Origin of the sequence: Nonomuraea sp. NPDC048882, from assembly GCF_040649755.1 — a bacterium.
GTDB classification, from domain to species: Bacteria; Actinomycetota; Actinomycetes; order Streptosporangiales; family Streptosporangiaceae; genus Nonomuraea; species Nonomuraea maheshkhaliensis.
This window is the reverse complement of sequence record NZ_JBEZGB010000014.1, coordinates 98,269-115,177: the sequence shown is the minus strand read 5'-3', so window position 1 is coordinate 115,177 and position 16,909 is coordinate 98,269. Positions and strand designations below refer to the sequence as shown.

Here is a 16,909-nt window from a genome sequence, read left to right as displayed (position 1 = left end):
CGGTAAGCTTGCGCGGCGTGAGCGGTGAAACCTCCCACATCGGGCGCTACAGGCTACTTAGCGTGCTGGGGCGAGGCGGGATGGGCACGGTCCATCTCGCCGAGGACGCCGCTGGGCAACGGGTCGCGGTCAAGGTGATCAACCCGGAGCTCAGCCAGCACGAGCAGTTCCGCATGCGCTTTCGCAGGGAGGCCGACGCGGCGCAGCGGGTGCGCCGGTTCTGCACCGCCGCCGTGATCGAGGCCGCGCTCGACGGCGACCAGCTCTACGTGGTCACCGAATACGTGCCGGGGCCCAACCTCGAAGAGGCCGTGCAGCAGTCGGGTCCCCTGCGCGGCTCCAGCCTGGAGGCGCTGGCCGTGAGCGTGGCCACCGCGCTCACCGCCATCCACGGGGCCGGGGTGGTGCACCGCGACCTCAAGCCGTCCAACGTGCTGCTCTCCCCCGTCGGCCCGCGGGTGATCGACTTCGGCATCGCGCGGGCGCTCGACACGCTCGGCGGCGTCACGAGCACCGGCGAGATCGTCGGCACTCCCCGCTACATGTCGCCCGAGGTGCTGCGCGGCGACCCCGTCTCACCGGCCTGCGACGTGTTCTCGTGGGGCTGCCTGGTGGCGTACGCGGCCAGCGGGCGGGCGCCGTTCGGCGGGGAGACGCTGCCGGCGATCGTCTACCAGGTGCTCAACACCGAGCCCGACCTCCAGGCCGTCGACCCCGGCCTGCGTGAGCTGGTCGCCGCCGCCCTGCGCAAGGACCCGGCCGCGCGGCCCACCTCCCAGCAGCTGCTCGACCATCTCATCGGGCGCTCGGCCGGGCCTGAGCACGCGGCGCAGACCGTACAGGTGGCCTGGCAGCGGGCCACGTCGCCGTACACGATCGTCCCGACGGGCTCCCGGCCGCCGCGCAGGGGGCGGCTCTACACGGCGCTCGCGGCGGCCGGCGCGGTCGTGCTCGCGGCGGGCGTGGGTGTTTGGATGATCTTCGTCCCCGGCGGGCCGCCCGACGACCTCCCCGTGCTGTACCAGGAGGACTTCACCACCTCGGGCGACTGGAGCGGCACGTACGACCCGTCCATGAGCGCGAGCTACTACGGATACCGTACGGACGGGACGTACGGGATCGACGTCGGCTCCGGGCACGAGGAGAAGTGGGCCAGGGCGCCCGTCCCCTTCACCTTCCACAAGCCGACCGCCACACCCGAGCCCTCCGCCACGCCCACCCCGATGCTGCCCGCGACCGTGCTCATCTCCGTCACCACCGACGTCAAGAAGTCCTCGGGCAGCGGCGACTACGGCATCTACTGCCACAACTCGGAGGACGACAAGTCGTACTACGAGTTCGCGCTGGACACGACGGGCAAGGCCAAGATCCGGCGCATCTCGAACGGCGCGGGCGGCACGGTGGCGCAGCCTGTGGACGCGGAGGTGAAGCACGGGGACAAGGCACGGATCGCGGTGTCGTGCGAGCAGTCGGGGAAGACGGTGCGGCTGACGATGTGGGTGAACGGCAAGCAGGTGCACGACGTGGAGGACCCGAACGGGATCGGCAGCGGGTCGCTGGGGGTGTTCGCGCGCACGGTCAAGGACGGCAGGTCGCAGCTGCAGACGACGTGGGACGACTTCGAACTGCGCGGCCGCCCGGAGTCCTGAACCCCGGCCCGATTTTTGGTGGCCGATTTTGCGGCCGATTTTGCGGGCCGTCAGCCGAGCTGGGCGATCGGCGCGGGAAGTCAGCCGTTCAGCTGGGCTGGGCGATCGGCTCAGAGCCGGCGTCGAGCGCGTCGAGGACCGCCTCGCCGTGCTCCTTCGCCCACTCGGTCAGTACGTGGATCGGCTCGATCAGTGTCGCCCCGAGCGGCGTCAGCTCGTACTCGACCCGGGGCGGCACCTCCGCGTACGCGTGGCGGCGGACGAGTCCGTGCGCCTCCAGCCGCCGCAGCGTCTGGGTGAGCACCTTGCGGGAGATCCCGCCGATCAGCTCGACCAGCTCGCCATGACGCACCGGGCCCTCGCTGAGGCCGGCGAGCACGACCACCGTCCACTTGTCGGCGAGCAGCTCGACCGCCAGCCGCCCCGGACAGTCGGCGAGAAAGAACCCGCTGGGACCGCAGCCACTCATGGAGCCCAAGGTACCTGGTGGTTCCTATCGCATACCTAGGGTTGAACTCTCCCCCTTACCTGAAGAGCAGGAGAGTCATCATGCGCGTCATCACCCAGCAGGAGTTCGGCGGCCCGGAGGTGCTCACCATCGTGGACGCGCCCACACCCCGGCCCCTGCCGACCGAGGTCCTCGTCCGGGTCGAGGCGATCGGGCTGAACCCGCTGGAGGCGCGGCTGCGCGCCGGTGAGTTCCCGCTGATCGGCGAGCCGCCGTTCATCCTCGGCTGGGACGTCAGCGGCGTCGTCGAGGAGGCGAACACCGGGCGGTTGCGGCCCGGCGACGAGGTGTTCGGCATGCCGCTCTTCCCCCGGGCGGCGAACGCGTACGCCGAAGCCGTGGCCGCTCCTGCGCTGCACCTGGCGCGCAAGCCGGCGGCGCTCTCGCACGTCGAGGCGGCGGCGCTGCCGGTCGTCGGGCTGACGGCGTGGCAGGGCCTGGTCGACCTCGCCGATGTGACCGAGGGTGACCGCGTCCTGGTCCACGGCGGTGGCGGCGGGGTCGGCCACGTGGCGATCCAGATCGCGAAAGCACTCGGCGCGTACGTGATCACGACCGCCGGCGTGGGCAAGCGGCAGTTCGTGGAGGAGCTCGGCGCCGACGAGGTGATCGACTACACGACGGCCGACTTCGCCGAGACGGTCCGCGACATCGACGTCGTGCTCGACACGATCGGCGGCGACTCCGTCGAGCGGTCGCTCGGCGTGCTGCGCCCAGGAGGCCACCTCGTGACAGCGGTCGCCGACGAGGACACGCGGCTCATCGCCAGGTACGAGGCGGCCGGCCTGCGCTTCAGCGGCATCGCCGTCGGCCCCGATCCGGTCGGCCTGCGGAGGCTCGTCGAGCTCGTCGAGCAGGGACGGCTCCGGGTGCACGTGCAGGAGACGTTCCCGTTCGAGCGCGTCGCCGACGCCCACCGCCTGCTGGACGCGGGCCACCTGCGCGGAAAGCTCGTCCTCACCCTCTGATCCCCCACCACGGCCCGCCTGGTCAGACGCCGTCGAGGACTCCCGCGCGGGCGGCGGCCAGTGCGGCGTCCGCGGCCCGGTCGGCGTCGCGCTCGGTCACCGGCTCGTGGGCGACGAACAGCCGGTAGTAGACGGGCGCGACCGCCACCCTGATCACCTCCCTGACGTCCACGACGTCGGGCAGCTCACCCCGCGCGACGGCCCGCCGCACCACCTCGGCCGACTGCTCGTGCCTGGCCACGAAGAACTCGTGCAGCGCCCGCGCGGCCGAGGGATTCTGCATGGCCGCCGCCACGAACGCCGACGACACAGGCCCCAGCTCCGGATCGTCGAACCCGGTGCGGACGAGCTGGACGATGCCCCGCAGATCACCCTCGACCGAGCCGGTGTCGGGAATGGGCCACGGCTCGTCACTGGCCAGCTCAAGGGCATCGGCGATCAGTCCTTCGACGCCGCCCCAGCGCCGGTAGACGGTCGTCTTGTGCACGCCTGACCGCTCGGCGACGTTTTCCACCGTCAAGCCCGTGTAGCCCCGTTCGAGCAGCTCCGCGAGCGTGGCCCGCCGCACGGCGTCACGCACGCGGGCGCTCCGCCCTCCGGGGCGTTTGTTAGATTCCAAAGACTACTCCAGTTGCATTAAGCCTCAAGCCATGCCACACTAACGCTACAACAGTAGCGATTGGAGTTCCATCCTGATCCACGTTCACCAGATCACCAAGTCCTACGGCGAGCGGGCCGTCCTCACCGACGTCTCCCTCTCCGTGAGACCCGGCGAGCGCGCCGGCATCGTCGGGGAGAACGGCTCCGGCAAGTCCACGCTGCTGCGCCTCATCGCGGGGGTCGAGCGGCCCGACGACGGCGAGGTGCGCATCGAGGGCGACTTCGGCCACCTCGGGCAGACCCTCGGCCTGCCGCCGGATCACACGGTCCAGCAGGCCGTCGACGCCGCGCTCGCCGACCTGCGCGCGATGGAGCGCAGGATGCGCGAGCTGGAGTCGGCGCTCACCGACGAGGTCATGGACGAATACGGGGAGCTCATGACGGCTTACGAGCTGCGCGGCGGCTACGAGGCCGACGCCCGCGTCGAGCGGGCCTTCCACGGTCTCGGCCTCGCCCACGTGAGCCGCGACCGGCGCCTGTCGAGCCTGTCCGGCGGCGAGCAGGCGCGGCTGGGCCTGGCCTGCGTGCTGGCCGCCGCGCCGCGCGTGCTGCTGCTCGACGAGCCGACCAACCACCTCGACGAGTCGGCGCTGACCTGGCTCGAAGAGCGCCTGCGCGAGCACCGGGGCACGGTGGCCGTGGTGTCCCACGACCGCGTCTTCCTCGACCGCGTCGCCACGGTGATCCTGGAGGTCGAGCACGGCACGGTCACCCGCTTCGGCGGCGGCTACACCGGCTTCCTCGCCGCCAAGGCCGCGGCCAGGGCGCGCTGGGAGCAGGCGTACGCGGCCTGGTGCGAAGAGATCCGCCACGTGCGCGAACACGCCGCCACCACCGCCCACCGCGTGGCCGCCGGGCGGATGATGCGCGACAACAACAAGATGGCCTACGACCGCAACGCCGGGCGGGTGCAGAGCTCGGTCGCCAGCCGCGTCCGCAACGCCCACGAACGCCTGCGCCGCCTGGAGGCCGACCCGGTCCCCCGCCCACCGGACCCCCTCCACTTCCACGCCACCTTCACCACCACCGACCAGCCCGGCGACCCGTCCGGACGCGACTCTGGCGGGGGCGACGGCGCGGCCGACGAGCGCACCCACCAGACAGTCGGTGCTGCGACGGGAAGCGGCAGGACAGCCGGCGCCACGCGGGCATCCGCAACCTCACCCGATGCGCCACAGGACGTCGCAGCGTCATGGAGTACGACGCAGGGGGCCGCGACCGCACCACCGGCTCTGGTGGAGCTGCGTGACGTCCGGGTGGCCGACCGGCTCCAGATCGAGTCGCTGACCATCAGGGCCGGCGACCGGCTGCTGCTCCGGGGCGCCAACGGCGCGGGCAAGTCGACGCTGATGCGCGTACTCGCCGAGCAGGCCGGCTGCCGCGTCGGCTACCTGCCGCAGGAGGTGACCTTCGACCCGGACCAGAGCGTGCTGGAGGCCTACGGCATCGGATACGCCGACGAACGCCGGTCGGCGCTGCTCGACACCGGCCTCTTCCGGCCCCACACCCTCACCCAGCGGACGGGCGAGCTGTCGGTCGGCCAACAGCGCAGGCTCGCGCTGGCCAAGCTGCTGGCAGGGGAGCACGACCTGCTGCTGCTCGACGAGCCGACCAACCATCTGTCACCGGTGCTGGCGGAGGAGCTGGAGCGCGCCCTCGACGCCTACACGGGGACACTCGTCGTGGTCTCCCACGACCGCGCTCTCCTGCGCCGATTCCGCGGCAAAGAGCTCAAGCTGGCAGGAGGACGCCTCCCATGACCGACACCCCACCACCACCTGCCTCGCCCCTCAGGAGCCACGCGGAGACATCAGCGGATGTTCGGGGACGGGCGTTCCCGACCACACCTACCACCATCGGGGAGAAGCACATGTTGACCATGATCGACGCAGGCGCGCCCTACGGCATCGCCACGGGAGCCGACGGAGCCCTCTGGTTCACCCTCGCTCACCAAGGCTGCGTCGGCAGGCTGGTGCCGGGCGAGAAGCCCGTGTTCCACCACCTCGACTCAGCAGACGGGCAGCCGACCCTCATCGTACGTGGACCCGACGGGGAGATGTGGTTCTCCGAGTACAAGGGCAACCGGATCAGCCGCATCACCGCTGACGGACAGCTCACGACTTACGAGGCGAAGACGCCTTACGGGCTCGCCACCGGCCCTGACGGGGCCCTGTGGTTCACCGAACTGGAGTCCGGCCGAATCGGGCGTATCGGCGCCGACGGGGTCGTGAGCACGTTCGACGTGCCGGTCGAAGGCGGCATGCCCTCATTCATCACCGCAGGGCCGGACGAGGCGCTCTGGTTCACCCTCAACCAGGGCAACGCCATCGGACGCATCTCCCTGTCGGGCGAGATCACCCTTCACCCGCTCCCCACGGAGGGCGCCGCCCCGGTGGGGATGACGCTGGGACCGGACGACGCCCTCTGGTTCGTCGAGATCGGCGCCGGCCAGATCGGCCGCATCGACACCTCAGGCCAGATCACCGAATACCCCCTACCAGACCGAGCCGCCCGCCCCCACGCGATCATCACCGGCCCCGACGGCGCATTGTGGTTCACCGAGTGGGCGGTAGGCCGCCTCGGCCGCATCACCACGGACGGCATCATCGGCGAGCACCCCCTGCCCGTCCCACCGCCCAAGGAGGACGCGGACCCCGCCAAGCCCGAGCCCCATGGGCTGACGATCGGCCCGGACGGAGCCATCTGGGTAGCCCTGGAAGCAGGAGCCCTGGCCCGTGTAGAGGTCCCCTAGTCCGGCCGTTCCCCACCCACCTCTGAGGGAGCGGCTGGCCTGCGTCCCCGGCCCCCAGCCCGACCGTTCCCCCATCCACTCCTGAGGAGGAGCTGATCCGCGTCCCCGTCCCCAAGCCCAAGCCGCTCCCCCACCCGCGTCTGAAAGGGCGCTGGATCGTGTCCCTGTCTCCAACCCGACCGGTCTCCCCACCAACGCCAGGGGAAGTACTGGTCTGCGTCCCTGGCCTCAGCCCGATCAAGCCTCGGGGACCCCTGAGCTGCATCCGCACGGACGGAAACCGACTGGGGACGCTGAGACGTACTCGAAGGTTGCGGACACGCCGCCGAGTGGTGACGATCCGGGCGATGCGCTCACCGTCCGCTGGGCCGTGGCTGCCGGGCCCGGGGATGTGGGCGGGTCGGCCGGTGGGAGGGACGGATGCGTCACCGCGTTACCGTGCGAAACCCGGGCCCCGGGGTGGCATGGCCCGAGGGAGGCGGAGTTGACTAGGGGCATGCATGCCATCGTCATCTCCGCCCAGGGCGGTCCAGAGGTTCTCGAATACGTCGAGCGTCCCGACCCGGTACCCGGTGAGGGGGAGCTCGTGGTCGACGTCGCCGCCAGTGGCGTCAACTTCATCGACATCTACCAGCGCTCCGGCGCGTACCCGCTCGATCTGCCCACCGTCATCGGCGGCGAGGGCGCGGGAGCGGTGTCGGCCGTGGGGCCAGGCGTGCAGGGTGTCGCCGTGGGGGACACGGTGGCGTGGGCGAGCGTGCTCGGCAGCTACGCCGAGAAGGTCGTGGTGCCCGCCGATCGGGCGGTGCCGGTGCCCGACGGCGTGTCGGCCGAGGTGGCGGCCGCGACGGTGTTGCAGGGCATGACGGCCCACTATCTGACGCACTCCACGTACGAGGTGAAGGAGGGCGACCAGGTCCTCGTCCACGCGGGCGCGGGCGGCATGGGGCAGTTGCTCATCCAGTTGGCCAAGCTCAAGGGCGCCAAGGTCTACAGCACGGTCTCCACCAGCGAGAAGGAGAAGCTCGCCAGGCAGGCCGGGGCTGACGAGGTGCTGGGGTACGACGACTTCGCCGACGCCCTGCGCGGCAAGATGCATGTGGTGTACGACGGCGTCGGCAAGACCACGTTCGAGGGCGGGCTGGAGGTGCTGCGCCCCCGTGGCCTCATGGCCCTGTACGGCGCCGCCAGCGGACCCGCCCCGCTGATGGACCCCCAGGTGCTCCAGAGGAAGGGCTCGCTCTTCCTGACCAGGCCCACGCTCGGTCACTACATCGCCGACCGCGAGGAGTTGCTCCAGCGCGCCTCCGACCTGTTCGGCTGGATCGCGGCGGGCCAGTTGGCGATCAACATCTCCCGCCGCTACCCGCTGGCCGACGTGGGGCAGGCTCACGAGGACCTCGCCGCTCGCCGCACCACCGGAAAGCTGCTGCTCATCCCCTGACGCCGGCCCGCGCCGCGAGGCTGTCAGTCAGCACTGCTGGCGGCCTCGCAGCCGGCCCACGGTGTGCTTGTGCTCGGGCAGGGATGAATGACCTGGTTCGACCAGGTCTGCGCACGCCTCTGACGCGGTGGCCTGGCCACCGGCGCCACATACCTGGTCTGAGCCGACCAGGGATGCGCATGCTTCCGTGGCGTTCCGCGCTGAGGTGAGACGGCGTGCTTGATCCGGAGGGCCGCGCGCTTGCTCTCAGCGGCCGGGCGCGGCAAAGCGAAGGCCACAAAGCAGGCGTCACAGAGCTGAGGCCATGAGTCACGGATCGGGGGTCCGGGTCCAGGTCCCGATCGGTAGCCGTGTCCAACGCCGCAGCCGAGTCCGGGTTGGGAACCGGGTTCGGGTCCAGGCCGGGAGCCGGGTCCAGGCCGGGTCAGGAGCCAGGTCCGGAACCGAGCCCAGGTCCGGAACCGGGTCGGGTTGTTCGCCGTCGTGGTCGCAACCCGCATCGCCGACTCCCCGCTCGGCGCCCGGCCCCGACGCGGCCCCTCGTCCTGCGTACGTTCCTGATGGCGCTGGACGCCTCTCACCTCAGGTGGGATACAGCCTGGCAGACCCATCTGGGGCGTATGCGCCGCCGTCGGGCCGTCAACGCTACTGACAGCCTCGCGACCTGACCTCGTCCTGCCCCAGGTTGGTCATACAGCTCGGCACGCCCACCTGGGAGATACGCGACGCCAGTAGGTGTCATGGGTTCTGGCGTGGGGTGGGGCGGGGGAAGGTGGTGGGCCAGCCTAGGAGGCGGGCGCCGAGTACGGCCGTTTCCAGGGTGAAGCGTTGTGTGGGCTCGTCCGGGGAGAAGCCGGTCAGGCGGCGGATGCGCTCCAGTCGGTACGTGATCGCCCGCGGGCTCACCCGGAGCCGCCTGGCCGCGGCCGTCTGGTTGCCCTGTGAGGCGAAGATCGCCTCCAGCGTCTCCAGCAGCGGCTCATGGCCGCCCCGCGCCTCCAGGAGCGGGTTGAGCACGCTGGTCACCAGGTCTTCGATGGCGCTTCTGTCGCGTAGCAGTACGGGGAAGACCAGGAGGTCGGCCGCCTTGACGACGTCGGGTCTGAGTCCGAGGCCGTCGGCCAGCTCAAGGGCCTGGGCCGCCTCCCGGTAGGAGGCCACCACGCCCCCGGGGCCCCGGTGCGGGCGGCCCACGCCGACGCGCCAACCGGCCGGGAAGCGGGCGCGCACGTGATGGGTGAACTCGCCGACGGCGGCCGGGAGCATCGCCGGGGCGACGCACACGAGCAGCCCGTCGCGTACGGCCACGAGCACGTTGTGGGAGCCGAACCTGGCGATCAGGTCCCGTTCGATCCTGTCCTGGTCGCCGTCGCGCATGCCGCGGGCCACCGCCACCACGTACGACTCGGCCAGCCGCAGCCCGAAGTGCTCGGCCCGCTCCGCCAGCCGCTCGGCCCGGCCCTGGAGCAGGTCGTCCACGAACTCCCTGCGCGCGTCCTCCTCGGCGCGCAGGGCCATCTGCTGCGCCCGCTCGTACCCCTCCATGAGCGCCGCGACGGCCTTGCGGAGTGCGGGCAGTACGCCGGGCAGACCTTCGCCGGCGGCGAGGGCGGCGTCCACGAGGGCCCTCAGCGGGACGCCCTCCTCAGCCGCCCTGGTGCCGGCGGCGCGGTAGGCGTCCATGGCCTGCCTGTCGGGTAATCGGCCGGTGGCCGCATGGTCCGCCAGCCGCTGCCGGTGCCCGCCGAGCAGTTCCGCGGCCCCGCCTCCCACCGTCCTGTCCACATGGGGCTCCTCAGGCAGATCCACCCTCACCGATCCGTCTGCCCCGAGGTCGTCACACCCCTCCGCCCGAAGGTCGCCGAGTCTCTCCGACTGAAGGTCGCCATGTTTCTCTCCCCGAAGCTCGCCGGGTCCCTCTGCCCGTAGGTCGGTGTGCGGGTCCGTGGGAGGAAGACCCGCAGGCACGTCCGCCGACAGGCCCTCACGCGAGTTCACCGGCATGTCGGCGGGAACATCCGTCCGAAGACCGGAGCGCGAGCCGACATCCGGAGGCTGGCCAGCAGACGGGCCCGCGTGCGACCGCAGGCCAGCAGGCGAGTCAGCCTCCGTCCCCGGACCGGCAGGCGGGTCGGCGTCCGGCCGCGGGTCGGAGGGTGGGTCTGGGGGGAGGGTGGGGCGGGGCATCAGACTCCTACGTCACGCCTGTCGAAGGCGAGTACCGCGGTGAGCGCGAGCACCACCGTCGCCCCCGCCAGCACAAGGTAGTCCCCCACCGGCAACCCCTCGTAGAGGGGCCGCCCCGCGGAGTAGTAGTAGAACGGTGAAACCCACTTCAACCAGGCGATGGACTCCACCGACCGCCCGATGGTGGTGACCGCGTACCCGGCCACCACCCACACCCCCACCACGGAGGTGGCGACGATCCGGCGGCCGGTGGCGGCGCCGACGGTCAGGGCGACGGTGCCGTAGAAGAGGGCGATCAGCAGGACGCCGGTGTGCCCGGCGAGGATTCGGCCGAACGGGACCCCGGCGGAGACGAGCGCAACCATCCCGGCGGCGACCAGCAGCGTCACGGCGGCCAGCAGGAGCAGGCCGAGGACCAGCGCGGCGAACCTGGCGAGCACGAGCCGCCGCCGGTCCACCGGCAGGGTGACGATCAGCTCCAGGGTCCCCGTCTCCTCCGGCGTCGCCAGCGCCCGGTTGGCCAGCAGAGTCGCGCACGCGATGCACAGCATGGGAACGAACAGCTGGTAGACGACCGTCTGCAGAAAGCCGGCGCCGGAGGTCATGTCCTCAAGCCCGCCCATGAGGTCGCGCAGCGGGCCGGGGAACTTGCTCAGCATCGCGGGCCCGTACAGGTCGGGGCTCTGCTTGATGCTGCCGAAGACGGACAGGTACATGACGATGAAGGCACTGACTCCGGCGGTCCACCAGGTGAGCGCCCATCGGAAGTCACGCAGGCTGCGGGCGATCATGGTGTGCCTCCTCGTTGCCGTAGTAGGTCAGGAAGATCTCCTCCAGGTCCGGCTCCGCGCTGACCAGGTGCACGACGGTGAATCCGGCCGCCGCCTTGATCAGCGCGTCGGGCCGGCCGTCGATGGTGCAGCTCAGGCCGGCGCCCTCGACGCGCAGGTCCCGTACGCCGGGCAGGTCGGCGAAGGCGTCGCGCGGCACGGGCGACTCGAAGTGCAGCTCGACCCGGCGGACCGCCTTCTCGCGCAGGACGGCGACGTTCTCCACGGCCACCAGCCGGCCGGCGCGGACGATGCCGACCCGGTCGGAGACGTTCTCCACCTCGGCCAGCACGTGGGAGGACATGAGCACGGTCCGCCCGGAGGTGCGCACCTCGCGCACCAGCGCCAGGAACTCCTGCTGCACCAGCGGGTCGAGCCCGGCGGTGGGCTCGTCGAGGATGACGAACTCCGGTTCGTGCATGAACGCCTGGATCAGCCCGATCTTCTGCTTGTTGCCCTTGGACAGCCTGCGCATCGGCACCGACAGGTCGGCGTCGAAGCGTTCGGCCAGGGCCTCGATGCGGGAGGCCGGCACGCCGCCTCGGGCGCGGCCGAGGAAGCGCAGGTAGTCGATGGCCCGGTCGCGTTCCTCCAGCACCAGGTCTCCGGGCAGGTAGCCCATCCTGGCGCGGGTCGCGGGCTCGCGCGGATCGGCGCCGAGCACGCGTACGGTGCCCCTGGTGGGCCTGATCACGTCCAGCAGCAGCCGGATCGTCGTCGTCTTTCCCGCGCCGTTGGGGCCGAGGTAGCCGAAGATCTCGCCCGGCTGGATGTCGAGCGTGAGATCCTCCAGGCCCCGGCGTTTGCCGTAATACTTGGTCAGCCCTTCGGTCTGCACCACTGCTGTCATGGCCGAATCGTCGCGCCTCGCCGGGCGGCACGTCACGGGGCGGGCCCGGCAGGTTGTGGCCGGCTTGGCTTCCGGAACCCGGCAAGGAGAGGGTGAGTCGCGTGGAGACCGCGTTCGTGCTCGGTGGCGGCGGCGTGCTCGGCGCGCACGAGGTCGGCATGCTGCGGGCGCTCGACGAGGCGGGCATCCGTCCCGACCTGGTGGTGGGCACGTCCGTCGGGGCGCTGAACGGGGCGGTCGTGGCCGCCGCGCCGGGCGAGGCGGCCGACGTGCTGGCGGGCCTGTGGAGCTCCGACATCGTCCGTACGGCCTTCGCCGGCTCGTGGGTGGCCCGGCTGTCGACGCTGGCCAGGACGGGCACCCATCTGCACCCGATCGGCCCGTTGCGCGAGGTGCTGACCGAGACGTTGCGGGTCTCCCTGATCGAGGAGCTGGAGGTGCCGTTCCAGTGCGTGGCGGCCTCGGTCGAGCGCGCGGCGGCCCACTGGTTCACCGGCGGGCCGCTGGTGGAGGCGGTGCTGGCGTCGTGCGCGGTGCCGGGGCTGCTGCCGCCGGTCGTGATCGGCGGTGAGCACTTCTACGACGGCGGCCTGGTGCACAGCATCCCGATCGGGCGGGCCGTGCTGCTCGGGGCCAGGCGCGTCTTCGTGCTGCACGTCGGCAGGATCGAGCAGCCGCTGTCGCCGCCCAGGCGGTTCTGGGAGGTGGGCATGGTGGCGTTCGAGATCGCCCGCCGGCACCGGTTCGCCGAGGACCTGGCCACGCTGCCGCCGGGCGTCGAGGTGCACGTGCTGCCGACCGGGATGACCGAGCCGCTGTCGCCGCTGCGTTACCGCGACGTGTCGCAGATCGCGGCCTCGATCGAGCGCGCCTATCAGGCGTCTTCCCGCTATCTGCGCGACGGTGGAGACTGGGAGTAGACCTCTGAGGGAGGCCGCGTTGCTTCCACCACGTATTCTGCGCAGGCTCGTGCTGGCTCCTCTGGTCATCGTGATGACCCTGTTCATGCTGGTGACGCTGCCGTTCTGGCTCGTCGTCACGGCCGCCGCCTCGTTGCGGCTGCCACCGCCGCAGCGCAGGGGGCCGAGATTCGTCTGGTTCGGGATCGTCTGGCTGACGCTGGAGTCGGCGGTGCTGATCGCCTGCCTGTGGTTGTGGCTGGCGGGCGGGGCGCGCAGGCAGGAGCGGCACTACGCGCTGATCGGGTGGTTCCTGGCGAAGGTGTACGCCGCCGCGGTGCGGATCTTCCGGCTGACCCTGGACATCGAGGAGCCCGAGCCGACGCCGGAGGAGCGGGCGGCCCGGCTGACGCGGCCGGTCATCGTGCTGTCACGGCACGCGGGGCCGGGCGACTCGTTCCTGCTCATCTACCACCTGCTGACGCTCTACCACCGGCGACCCCGCATCGTCATGAAGGCCGCGCTCCAGTACGACCCCTCGCTCGACGTCGTCATCAACCGGCTGCCGAACGCGTTCGTCCCCCGAGGCTCCGCCGCACAGAGCCGGGTCGTCGAGGAGATCCGCCGCCTTGCCGCGACGATGGGCGACCAGGACGCCCTGGTGATCTTCCCCGAGGGCGGCAACTTCACCCCGCGCCGCCGCCGGCTGGCGATCAGGCGGCTGGAGGAGAAGGGCCTATCCGCGCAGGCCGATCGGGCGCGCGGCATGGACCACCTGCTCCCGCCCCGCCCGAACGGCGCCATCGCGGCGATCGAGGCGTGCCCGGGGGCCGACGTCATCTTCGTCGCGCACACCGGCCTGGACGACCTGATCACGCTCGGGGACGTCTGGCGCAAACTCCCCCTACGCGCTCATATCACCGCGAAGTGGTGGCGGGTGCCCGCCGCCGAGGTGCCCACGGAGCGCGAGGCCAGGATCGGCTGGCTGTACGACCACTGGGAGCGGATCGACGCCTGGATCAGCGCCCAGCGTCAGGCCAGAACCCCCGACCGGGCCGAACACGGCTGAGCGTGGTCACCGAGGTTCGCCCATCTGGGATCCCGGTGGCAGGAGCGGAAGGCCGGGTGGCGGACCGTGCTGGATGAGGTGGAGCAGGGCGCCGGTGTCCAGGTGCTGTTCGACCAGGTCTCCGAGCGCGTCGAGCCGCTCCTCGCGCAGCGCGGCGAAGTCGGTGCCCGGATCCGGGACGAAGTCCCGCCCCGCCCGCGCGGCCACGTCCGTCAGGAACGCGCGCCTGAAGCCGTCGTTCTCCAGGGCGCCGTGCCAGGTGGTGCCCCAGACGTTCTCCTGGTGGCAGCCGTCGAGGAAGGGCTCGCCGCCCTCCACCGTGGCCACCCCGTGGTGGATCTCGTACGCACGCACCGGCTCCCCGTACGCCTCCCCTTCGGGTCTGGCCAGCCGCTTCTCCCGCTCGAACGTGATCCGTACCGGCAGCAGGCCCATCCCTTCGACCCGGCCCGCGCCCGACTCCACCTCGTCCACGATCTCCCTGCCGAGCATCTGGAACCCGCCGCAGATGCCCAGCACGGGCCCGCCGCGCTCGCGCAGGGCCGCCGCCAGGCCGCGCTCGCGCAGCCAGGCCAGGTCGTCGACGGTGGCCCGGGAGCCGGGCAGTACGACGAGGTCGGCGTCGTCCAGTTCGGCCGGATCGCTCACGAAACGCACCAGGACGCCCGGCTCGGCGGCCAGCGCGTCCACGTCGGTGAAGTTCGAGATCCTGGGCAGCCGCACGACCGCCACCCGCAGGGTCTGCCGCCCGTAAGGGGGCCGCGCGGCGACCTGGCGGCCGTCGAGGGCCAGTGAGTCCTCGACGTCCAGCCAGGGTCCTTCGAGCCAGGGCAGCACGCCGTACACCTCGCGCCCGGTCAGCCGCCCGAGCATGTCGAGACCGGGTTGCAGCAGTTCCTTCGCGCCCCTGAACTTGTTCACCACGAAACCGGAGACGAGGGCCTGGTCGGCGGCGTCCAGCAGGCTCAGCGTGCCGTAGAAGGCGGCGAACACGCCTCCTCTGTCGATGTCGCCGACCACGAGCACGGGCATGTCCGCGGCCCTGGCCAGGCCCATGTTGGCGATGTCCGTGCGGCGCAGGTTGATCTCCGCCGGGCTGCCCGCGCCCTCGCACACCACCACGTCGTACTGCTCGCGCAGCCGGTGCAGGGCCTCCAGGGCCGTCGTGCGCAGCATGTCCTTCAGCGCGCCATACTCCATGGCGTCCACGTCCGCCACCGGGCGGCCCATGAGCACGACCTGGCTGCGGCGGTCGCTGCCCGGCTTGAGCAGAACGGGGTTCATGTCGGCGACGGGCTCCAGGCCCGCCGCCCGCGCCTGGGCGGCCTGGGCGCGGCCGATCTCGGCGCCGTCGGCGGTGACGTACGAGTTGAGTGACATGTTCTGCGCCTTGAAGGGCGCGACCCGGACGCCCTGGCGGGCCAGCCAGCGGCAGATGCCGGCCGTCACCACGCTTTTACCCGCGTCGGACGTGGTACCCGCGACCAGTAGTGCCCCCTTGACCATGGGACCACCGTATCGAAGGAGTGAGTCACGAAATTTCGCGGCAATCACCCATTTACGAACGCTGTGACTTCTGTCACTCTGACTAGAACATCGCCCTAGAACAGAATTCTAGTTTTCCCTACTGGAAAGGGTGGGCATGGTCGGGACGTTCGGTTCTCCGCGTGCTGGCTTGATCGACGCGCGATCCCGCGCACCATTCGGATGGGCGCCCCTCGTGGTGCTCTTCATCGTCGGACTAGTGGACCGGATCGAGCACAACCTCCTGTCCGGGGTGCTTCCGCTCATCCAGCGGGAATGGGGCTTCAGCGACACCGCGGCCGGCTCCATCCCGACCGCCGCCGCGCTGGCCGCGGCCGTCGTGGCCCTGCCCGCCGGTTATCTGGCCGACCGCTTCAGCCGTACGCGCATCATCGCGATCGTCGTCTTCTGCTGGGCCATCGCCACGCTCGGCTCGGGCCTGGCCACCGGCTTCGCCCTGTTCTACCTGATGCGGGTGTTCCTGGCGGCGGCCGAGAACATCGACAACCCGGCCGCGGGCAGCCTGCTGGCCGACTACTACCCGCCCGCCAGCCGGGCCAAGGCGTACGGGCTCACCCGCGTCACCACCTACCTGGGCGGCGTCGGCACCCTGCTCGGCGGCGTACTGGCCGGGAGTTTCGGATGGCGTGCCGCGTTCCTCATCATGGTCGTGCCCGGCGTGCTCACGGCGCTGCTCGTCTGGTTCCTGCGCGAGCCGCGCCGCGGCGAGCTCGACCGGCTGGTGGCGAGCGGCGAATCGCCCCCGGCGGACCCTCCCGCGGCCGAGGCCAAGCCGCCGTTCTGGGCCCAGTTCCGCCAGGTGGTGGCGATCCCGACGCTGATCTTCGTCTGCGTCGGCCTGGCCCTGCTCAGCCTGGGCCTGGCCGGCGTCTTCTACTGGCTGCCCACGCTCATGGTGCGTACGTTCGGCGTCGGCGTGGCCACGGCCGGCTCGCTCAGCGGCCTCATCACCGTCGCGGGGACCCTCACCGGCACCCTCGTCGGCTCGTGGCTGGGCCGGAAATGGCACGGCACCCGCAAGGGCGGCCGGCTGCTCGCCGGTGGCGGCGGCATCACGGCGGGCTCCGTGGTCCTCGCCGTCGCGCTGTCCATGGACTCGATCGGCGCTCTCACGGCACTGGTGCTGCTCGCCTGCTCGCTGATGTCGATCGCGATCCCCAACATGACCGCGTGCCTGGCGGACGTGGTGTCCGCCGGCACCCGCGGGCTCGGCTTCGCCGTCCTGCAACTGCTGCTCACGGCGGGGGCCGCGTTCGGCTCGCTGGTCGTCGGCATCGCCTCCGACCGGTTCGGCTCGCTGCTGTCCGGGATGTACGTCCTGATCGTCCCCATGGTCGTGGGCGGGCTGCTCACGCTCGGGGCCAGGGCGTCGTTCGAACGGGACGCGAACAAGGTCCTGGAGGACGCGCGCCGCTGACGTGATGGGCCACTCATCCGGGACGGGCGGACCGGAGGCCTGCCGGGACGCTTACCGGGGCGCTTGTCGGGGCGCTTGTCGGGGCGCTTGTCGGGGCGCTTGTCGGGGCGCTTGTCGGGGCGCTGCTGACG

14 protein-coding genes are annotated in these 16,909 nt (G+C 71.4%); 8 read left to right on the top strand and 6 right to left on the bottom strand.

From position 1 onward, the window contains the following. Positions 1–17 precede the first annotated feature (17 nt). Positions 18–1,649: a serine/threonine-protein kinase gene (locus AB0C27_RS40185; protein WP_357855829.1), complete on the top strand. Its 1,632-nt coding sequence runs from the start codon at positions 18–20 to the stop codon at positions 1,647–1,649. 88 nt (positions 1,650–1,737) lie between these two features. Here the strand turns inward: AB0C27_RS40185 and AB0C27_RS40180 are convergent, their stop codons facing one another. After that, positions 1,738–2,118 (bottom strand): helix-turn-helix domain-containing protein, encoded by a 381-nt coding sequence (locus AB0C27_RS40180; RefSeq protein WP_357855826.1) that lies wholly within the window; start codon positions 2,116–2,118, stop codon positions 1,738–1,740. A gap of 80 nt (positions 2,119–2,198) precedes the next feature. Here AB0C27_RS40180 and AB0C27_RS40175 point away from each other — a divergent pair, with 80 nt between their 5' ends. Next, positions 2,199–3,125, top strand: coding sequence for an NADP-dependent oxidoreductase (locus AB0C27_RS40175; protein WP_357855823.1), 927 nt, complete (start codon positions 2,199–2,201; stop codon positions 3,123–3,125). Positions 3,126–3,147: 22 nt separating this feature from the next. Here the strand turns inward: AB0C27_RS40175 and AB0C27_RS40170 are convergent, their stop codons facing one another. Further along, positions 3,148–3,705 carry a TetR/AcrR family transcriptional regulator gene (locus tag AB0C27_RS40170; protein WP_357855820.1) on the bottom strand — a complete coding sequence of 186 codons (558 nt, stop codon included), beginning with the start codon at positions 3,703–3,705 and terminating at the stop codon, positions 3,148–3,150. A 109-nt stretch (positions 3,706–3,814) separates the two neighbouring features. Here AB0C27_RS40170 and AB0C27_RS40165 point away from each other — a divergent pair, with 109 nt between their 5' ends. The 3 genes from AB0C27_RS40165 to AB0C27_RS40155 all read left to right on the top strand — a co-directional run bounded on the left by AB0C27_RS40165 (position 3,815) and on the right by AB0C27_RS40155 (position 7,981). After that, positions 3,815–5,545 carry an ABC-F family ATP-binding cassette domain-containing protein gene (locus tag AB0C27_RS40165; RefSeq protein ID WP_357856375.1) on the top strand — a complete coding sequence of 577 codons (1,731 nt, stop codon included), beginning with the start codon at positions 3,815–3,817 and terminating at the stop codon, positions 5,543–5,545. A gap of 110 nt (positions 5,546–5,655) precedes the next feature. Continuing rightward, on the top strand, positions 5,656–6,537 hold the full coding sequence (locus tag AB0C27_RS40160) for a virginiamycin B lyase (protein WP_357855817.1): 882 nt from the start codon (positions 5,656–5,658) through the stop codon (positions 6,535–6,537). 496 nt (positions 6,538–7,033) lie between these two features. Then, complete coding sequence (locus AB0C27_RS40155; protein WP_357855814.1) at positions 7,034–7,981, top strand: quinone oxidoreductase; 948 nt, start codon at positions 7,034–7,036, stop codon at positions 7,979–7,981. A 738-nt stretch (positions 7,982–8,719) separates the two neighbouring features. Here the strand turns inward: AB0C27_RS40155 and AB0C27_RS40150 are convergent. The 3 genes from AB0C27_RS40150 to AB0C27_RS40140 form a co-directional block, all read right to left on the bottom strand. Then, positions 8,720–9,766 (bottom strand): helix-turn-helix domain-containing protein, encoded by a 1,047-nt coding sequence (locus AB0C27_RS40150; RefSeq protein ID WP_357855811.1) that lies wholly within the window; start codon positions 9,764–9,766, stop codon positions 8,720–8,722. Positions 9,767–10,167: 401 nt separating this feature from the next. Then, entirely contained in the window at positions 10,168–10,959 is a 792-nt protein-coding gene (locus tag AB0C27_RS40145) for an ABC transporter permease (protein ID WP_357855808.1), read from the bottom strand. Next, positions 10,937–11,848, bottom strand: a complete 912-nt coding sequence (locus AB0C27_RS40140) for an ABC transporter ATP-binding protein (RefSeq protein WP_357855805.1) — start codon at positions 11,846–11,848, stop codon at positions 10,937–10,939. The genes AB0C27_RS40145 and AB0C27_RS40140 overlap by 23 nt, the downstream gene beginning before the upstream one ends. Before the next feature lie 92 nt (positions 11,849–11,940). On the opposite strand from AB0C27_RS40140, the gene AB0C27_RS40135 reads away from it, so the two are divergent. Continuing rightward, positions 11,941–12,768 carry a patatin-like phospholipase family protein gene (locus AB0C27_RS40135; protein ID WP_357855802.1) on the top strand — a complete coding sequence of 276 codons (828 nt, stop codon included), beginning with the start codon at positions 11,941–11,943 and terminating at the stop codon, positions 12,766–12,768. 19 nt (positions 12,769–12,787) lie between these two features. Then, a complete protein-coding gene (locus AB0C27_RS40130) occupies positions 12,788–13,816 on the top strand; it encodes a 1-acyl-sn-glycerol-3-phosphate acyltransferase (protein ID WP_357855799.1) in 1,029 nt (342 codons plus the stop codon). 6 nt (positions 13,817–13,822) lie between these two features. On the opposite strand, the gene AB0C27_RS40125 is transcribed toward AB0C27_RS40130, so the two are convergent. Then, a complete protein-coding gene (locus tag AB0C27_RS40125) occupies positions 13,823–15,322 on the bottom strand; it encodes a cobyric acid synthase (protein ID WP_357855796.1) in 1,500 nt (499 codons plus the stop codon). A gap of 136 nt (positions 15,323–15,458) precedes the next feature. Here AB0C27_RS40125 and AB0C27_RS40120 point away from each other — a divergent pair, with 136 nt between their 5' ends. Further along, the gene (locus AB0C27_RS40120) at positions 15,459–16,778 is read left to right on the top strand and encodes an MFS transporter (RefSeq protein ID WP_357855794.1); all 1,320 of its coding nucleotides are present in this window, start codon (positions 15,459–15,461) and stop codon (positions 16,776–16,778) included. Positions 16,779–16,909 lie beyond the last annotated feature (131 nt).

Bases quoted from the DNA above. Each gene is read 5' to 3' on its own strand.
- AB0C27_RS40180 (WP_357855826.1), bottom strand. From the start codon at position 2,118: ATGAGTGGCTGCGGTCCCAGCGGGTTCTTTCTCGCCGACTGTCCGGGG.
- AB0C27_RS40175 (WP_357855823.1), top strand. From the start codon at position 2,199: ATGCGCGTCATCACCCAGCAGGAGTTCGGCGGCCCGGAGGTGCTCACC.
- AB0C27_RS40160 (WP_357855817.1), top strand. From the start codon at position 5,656: ATGTTGACCATGATCGACGCAGGCGCGCCCTACGGCATCGCCACGGGA.
- AB0C27_RS40155 (WP_357855814.1), top strand. From the start codon at position 7,034: ATGCATGCCATCGTCATCTCCGCCCAGGGCGGTCCAGAGGTTCTCGAA.
- AB0C27_RS40145 (WP_357855808.1), bottom strand. From the start codon at position 10,959: ATGATCGCCCGCAGCCTGCGTGACTTCCGATGGGCGCTCACCTGGTGG.
- AB0C27_RS40140 (WP_357855805.1), bottom strand. From the start codon at position 11,848: ATGACAGCAGTGGTGCAGACCGAAGGGCTGACCAAGTATTACGGCAAA.
- AB0C27_RS40125 (WP_357855796.1), bottom strand. From the start codon at position 15,322: ATGGTCAAGGGGGCACTACTGGTCGCGGGTACCACGTCCGACGCGGGT.
- AB0C27_RS40120 (WP_357855794.1), top strand. From the start codon at position 15,459: ATGGTCGGGACGTTCGGTTCTCCGCGTGCTGGCTTGATCGACGCGCGA.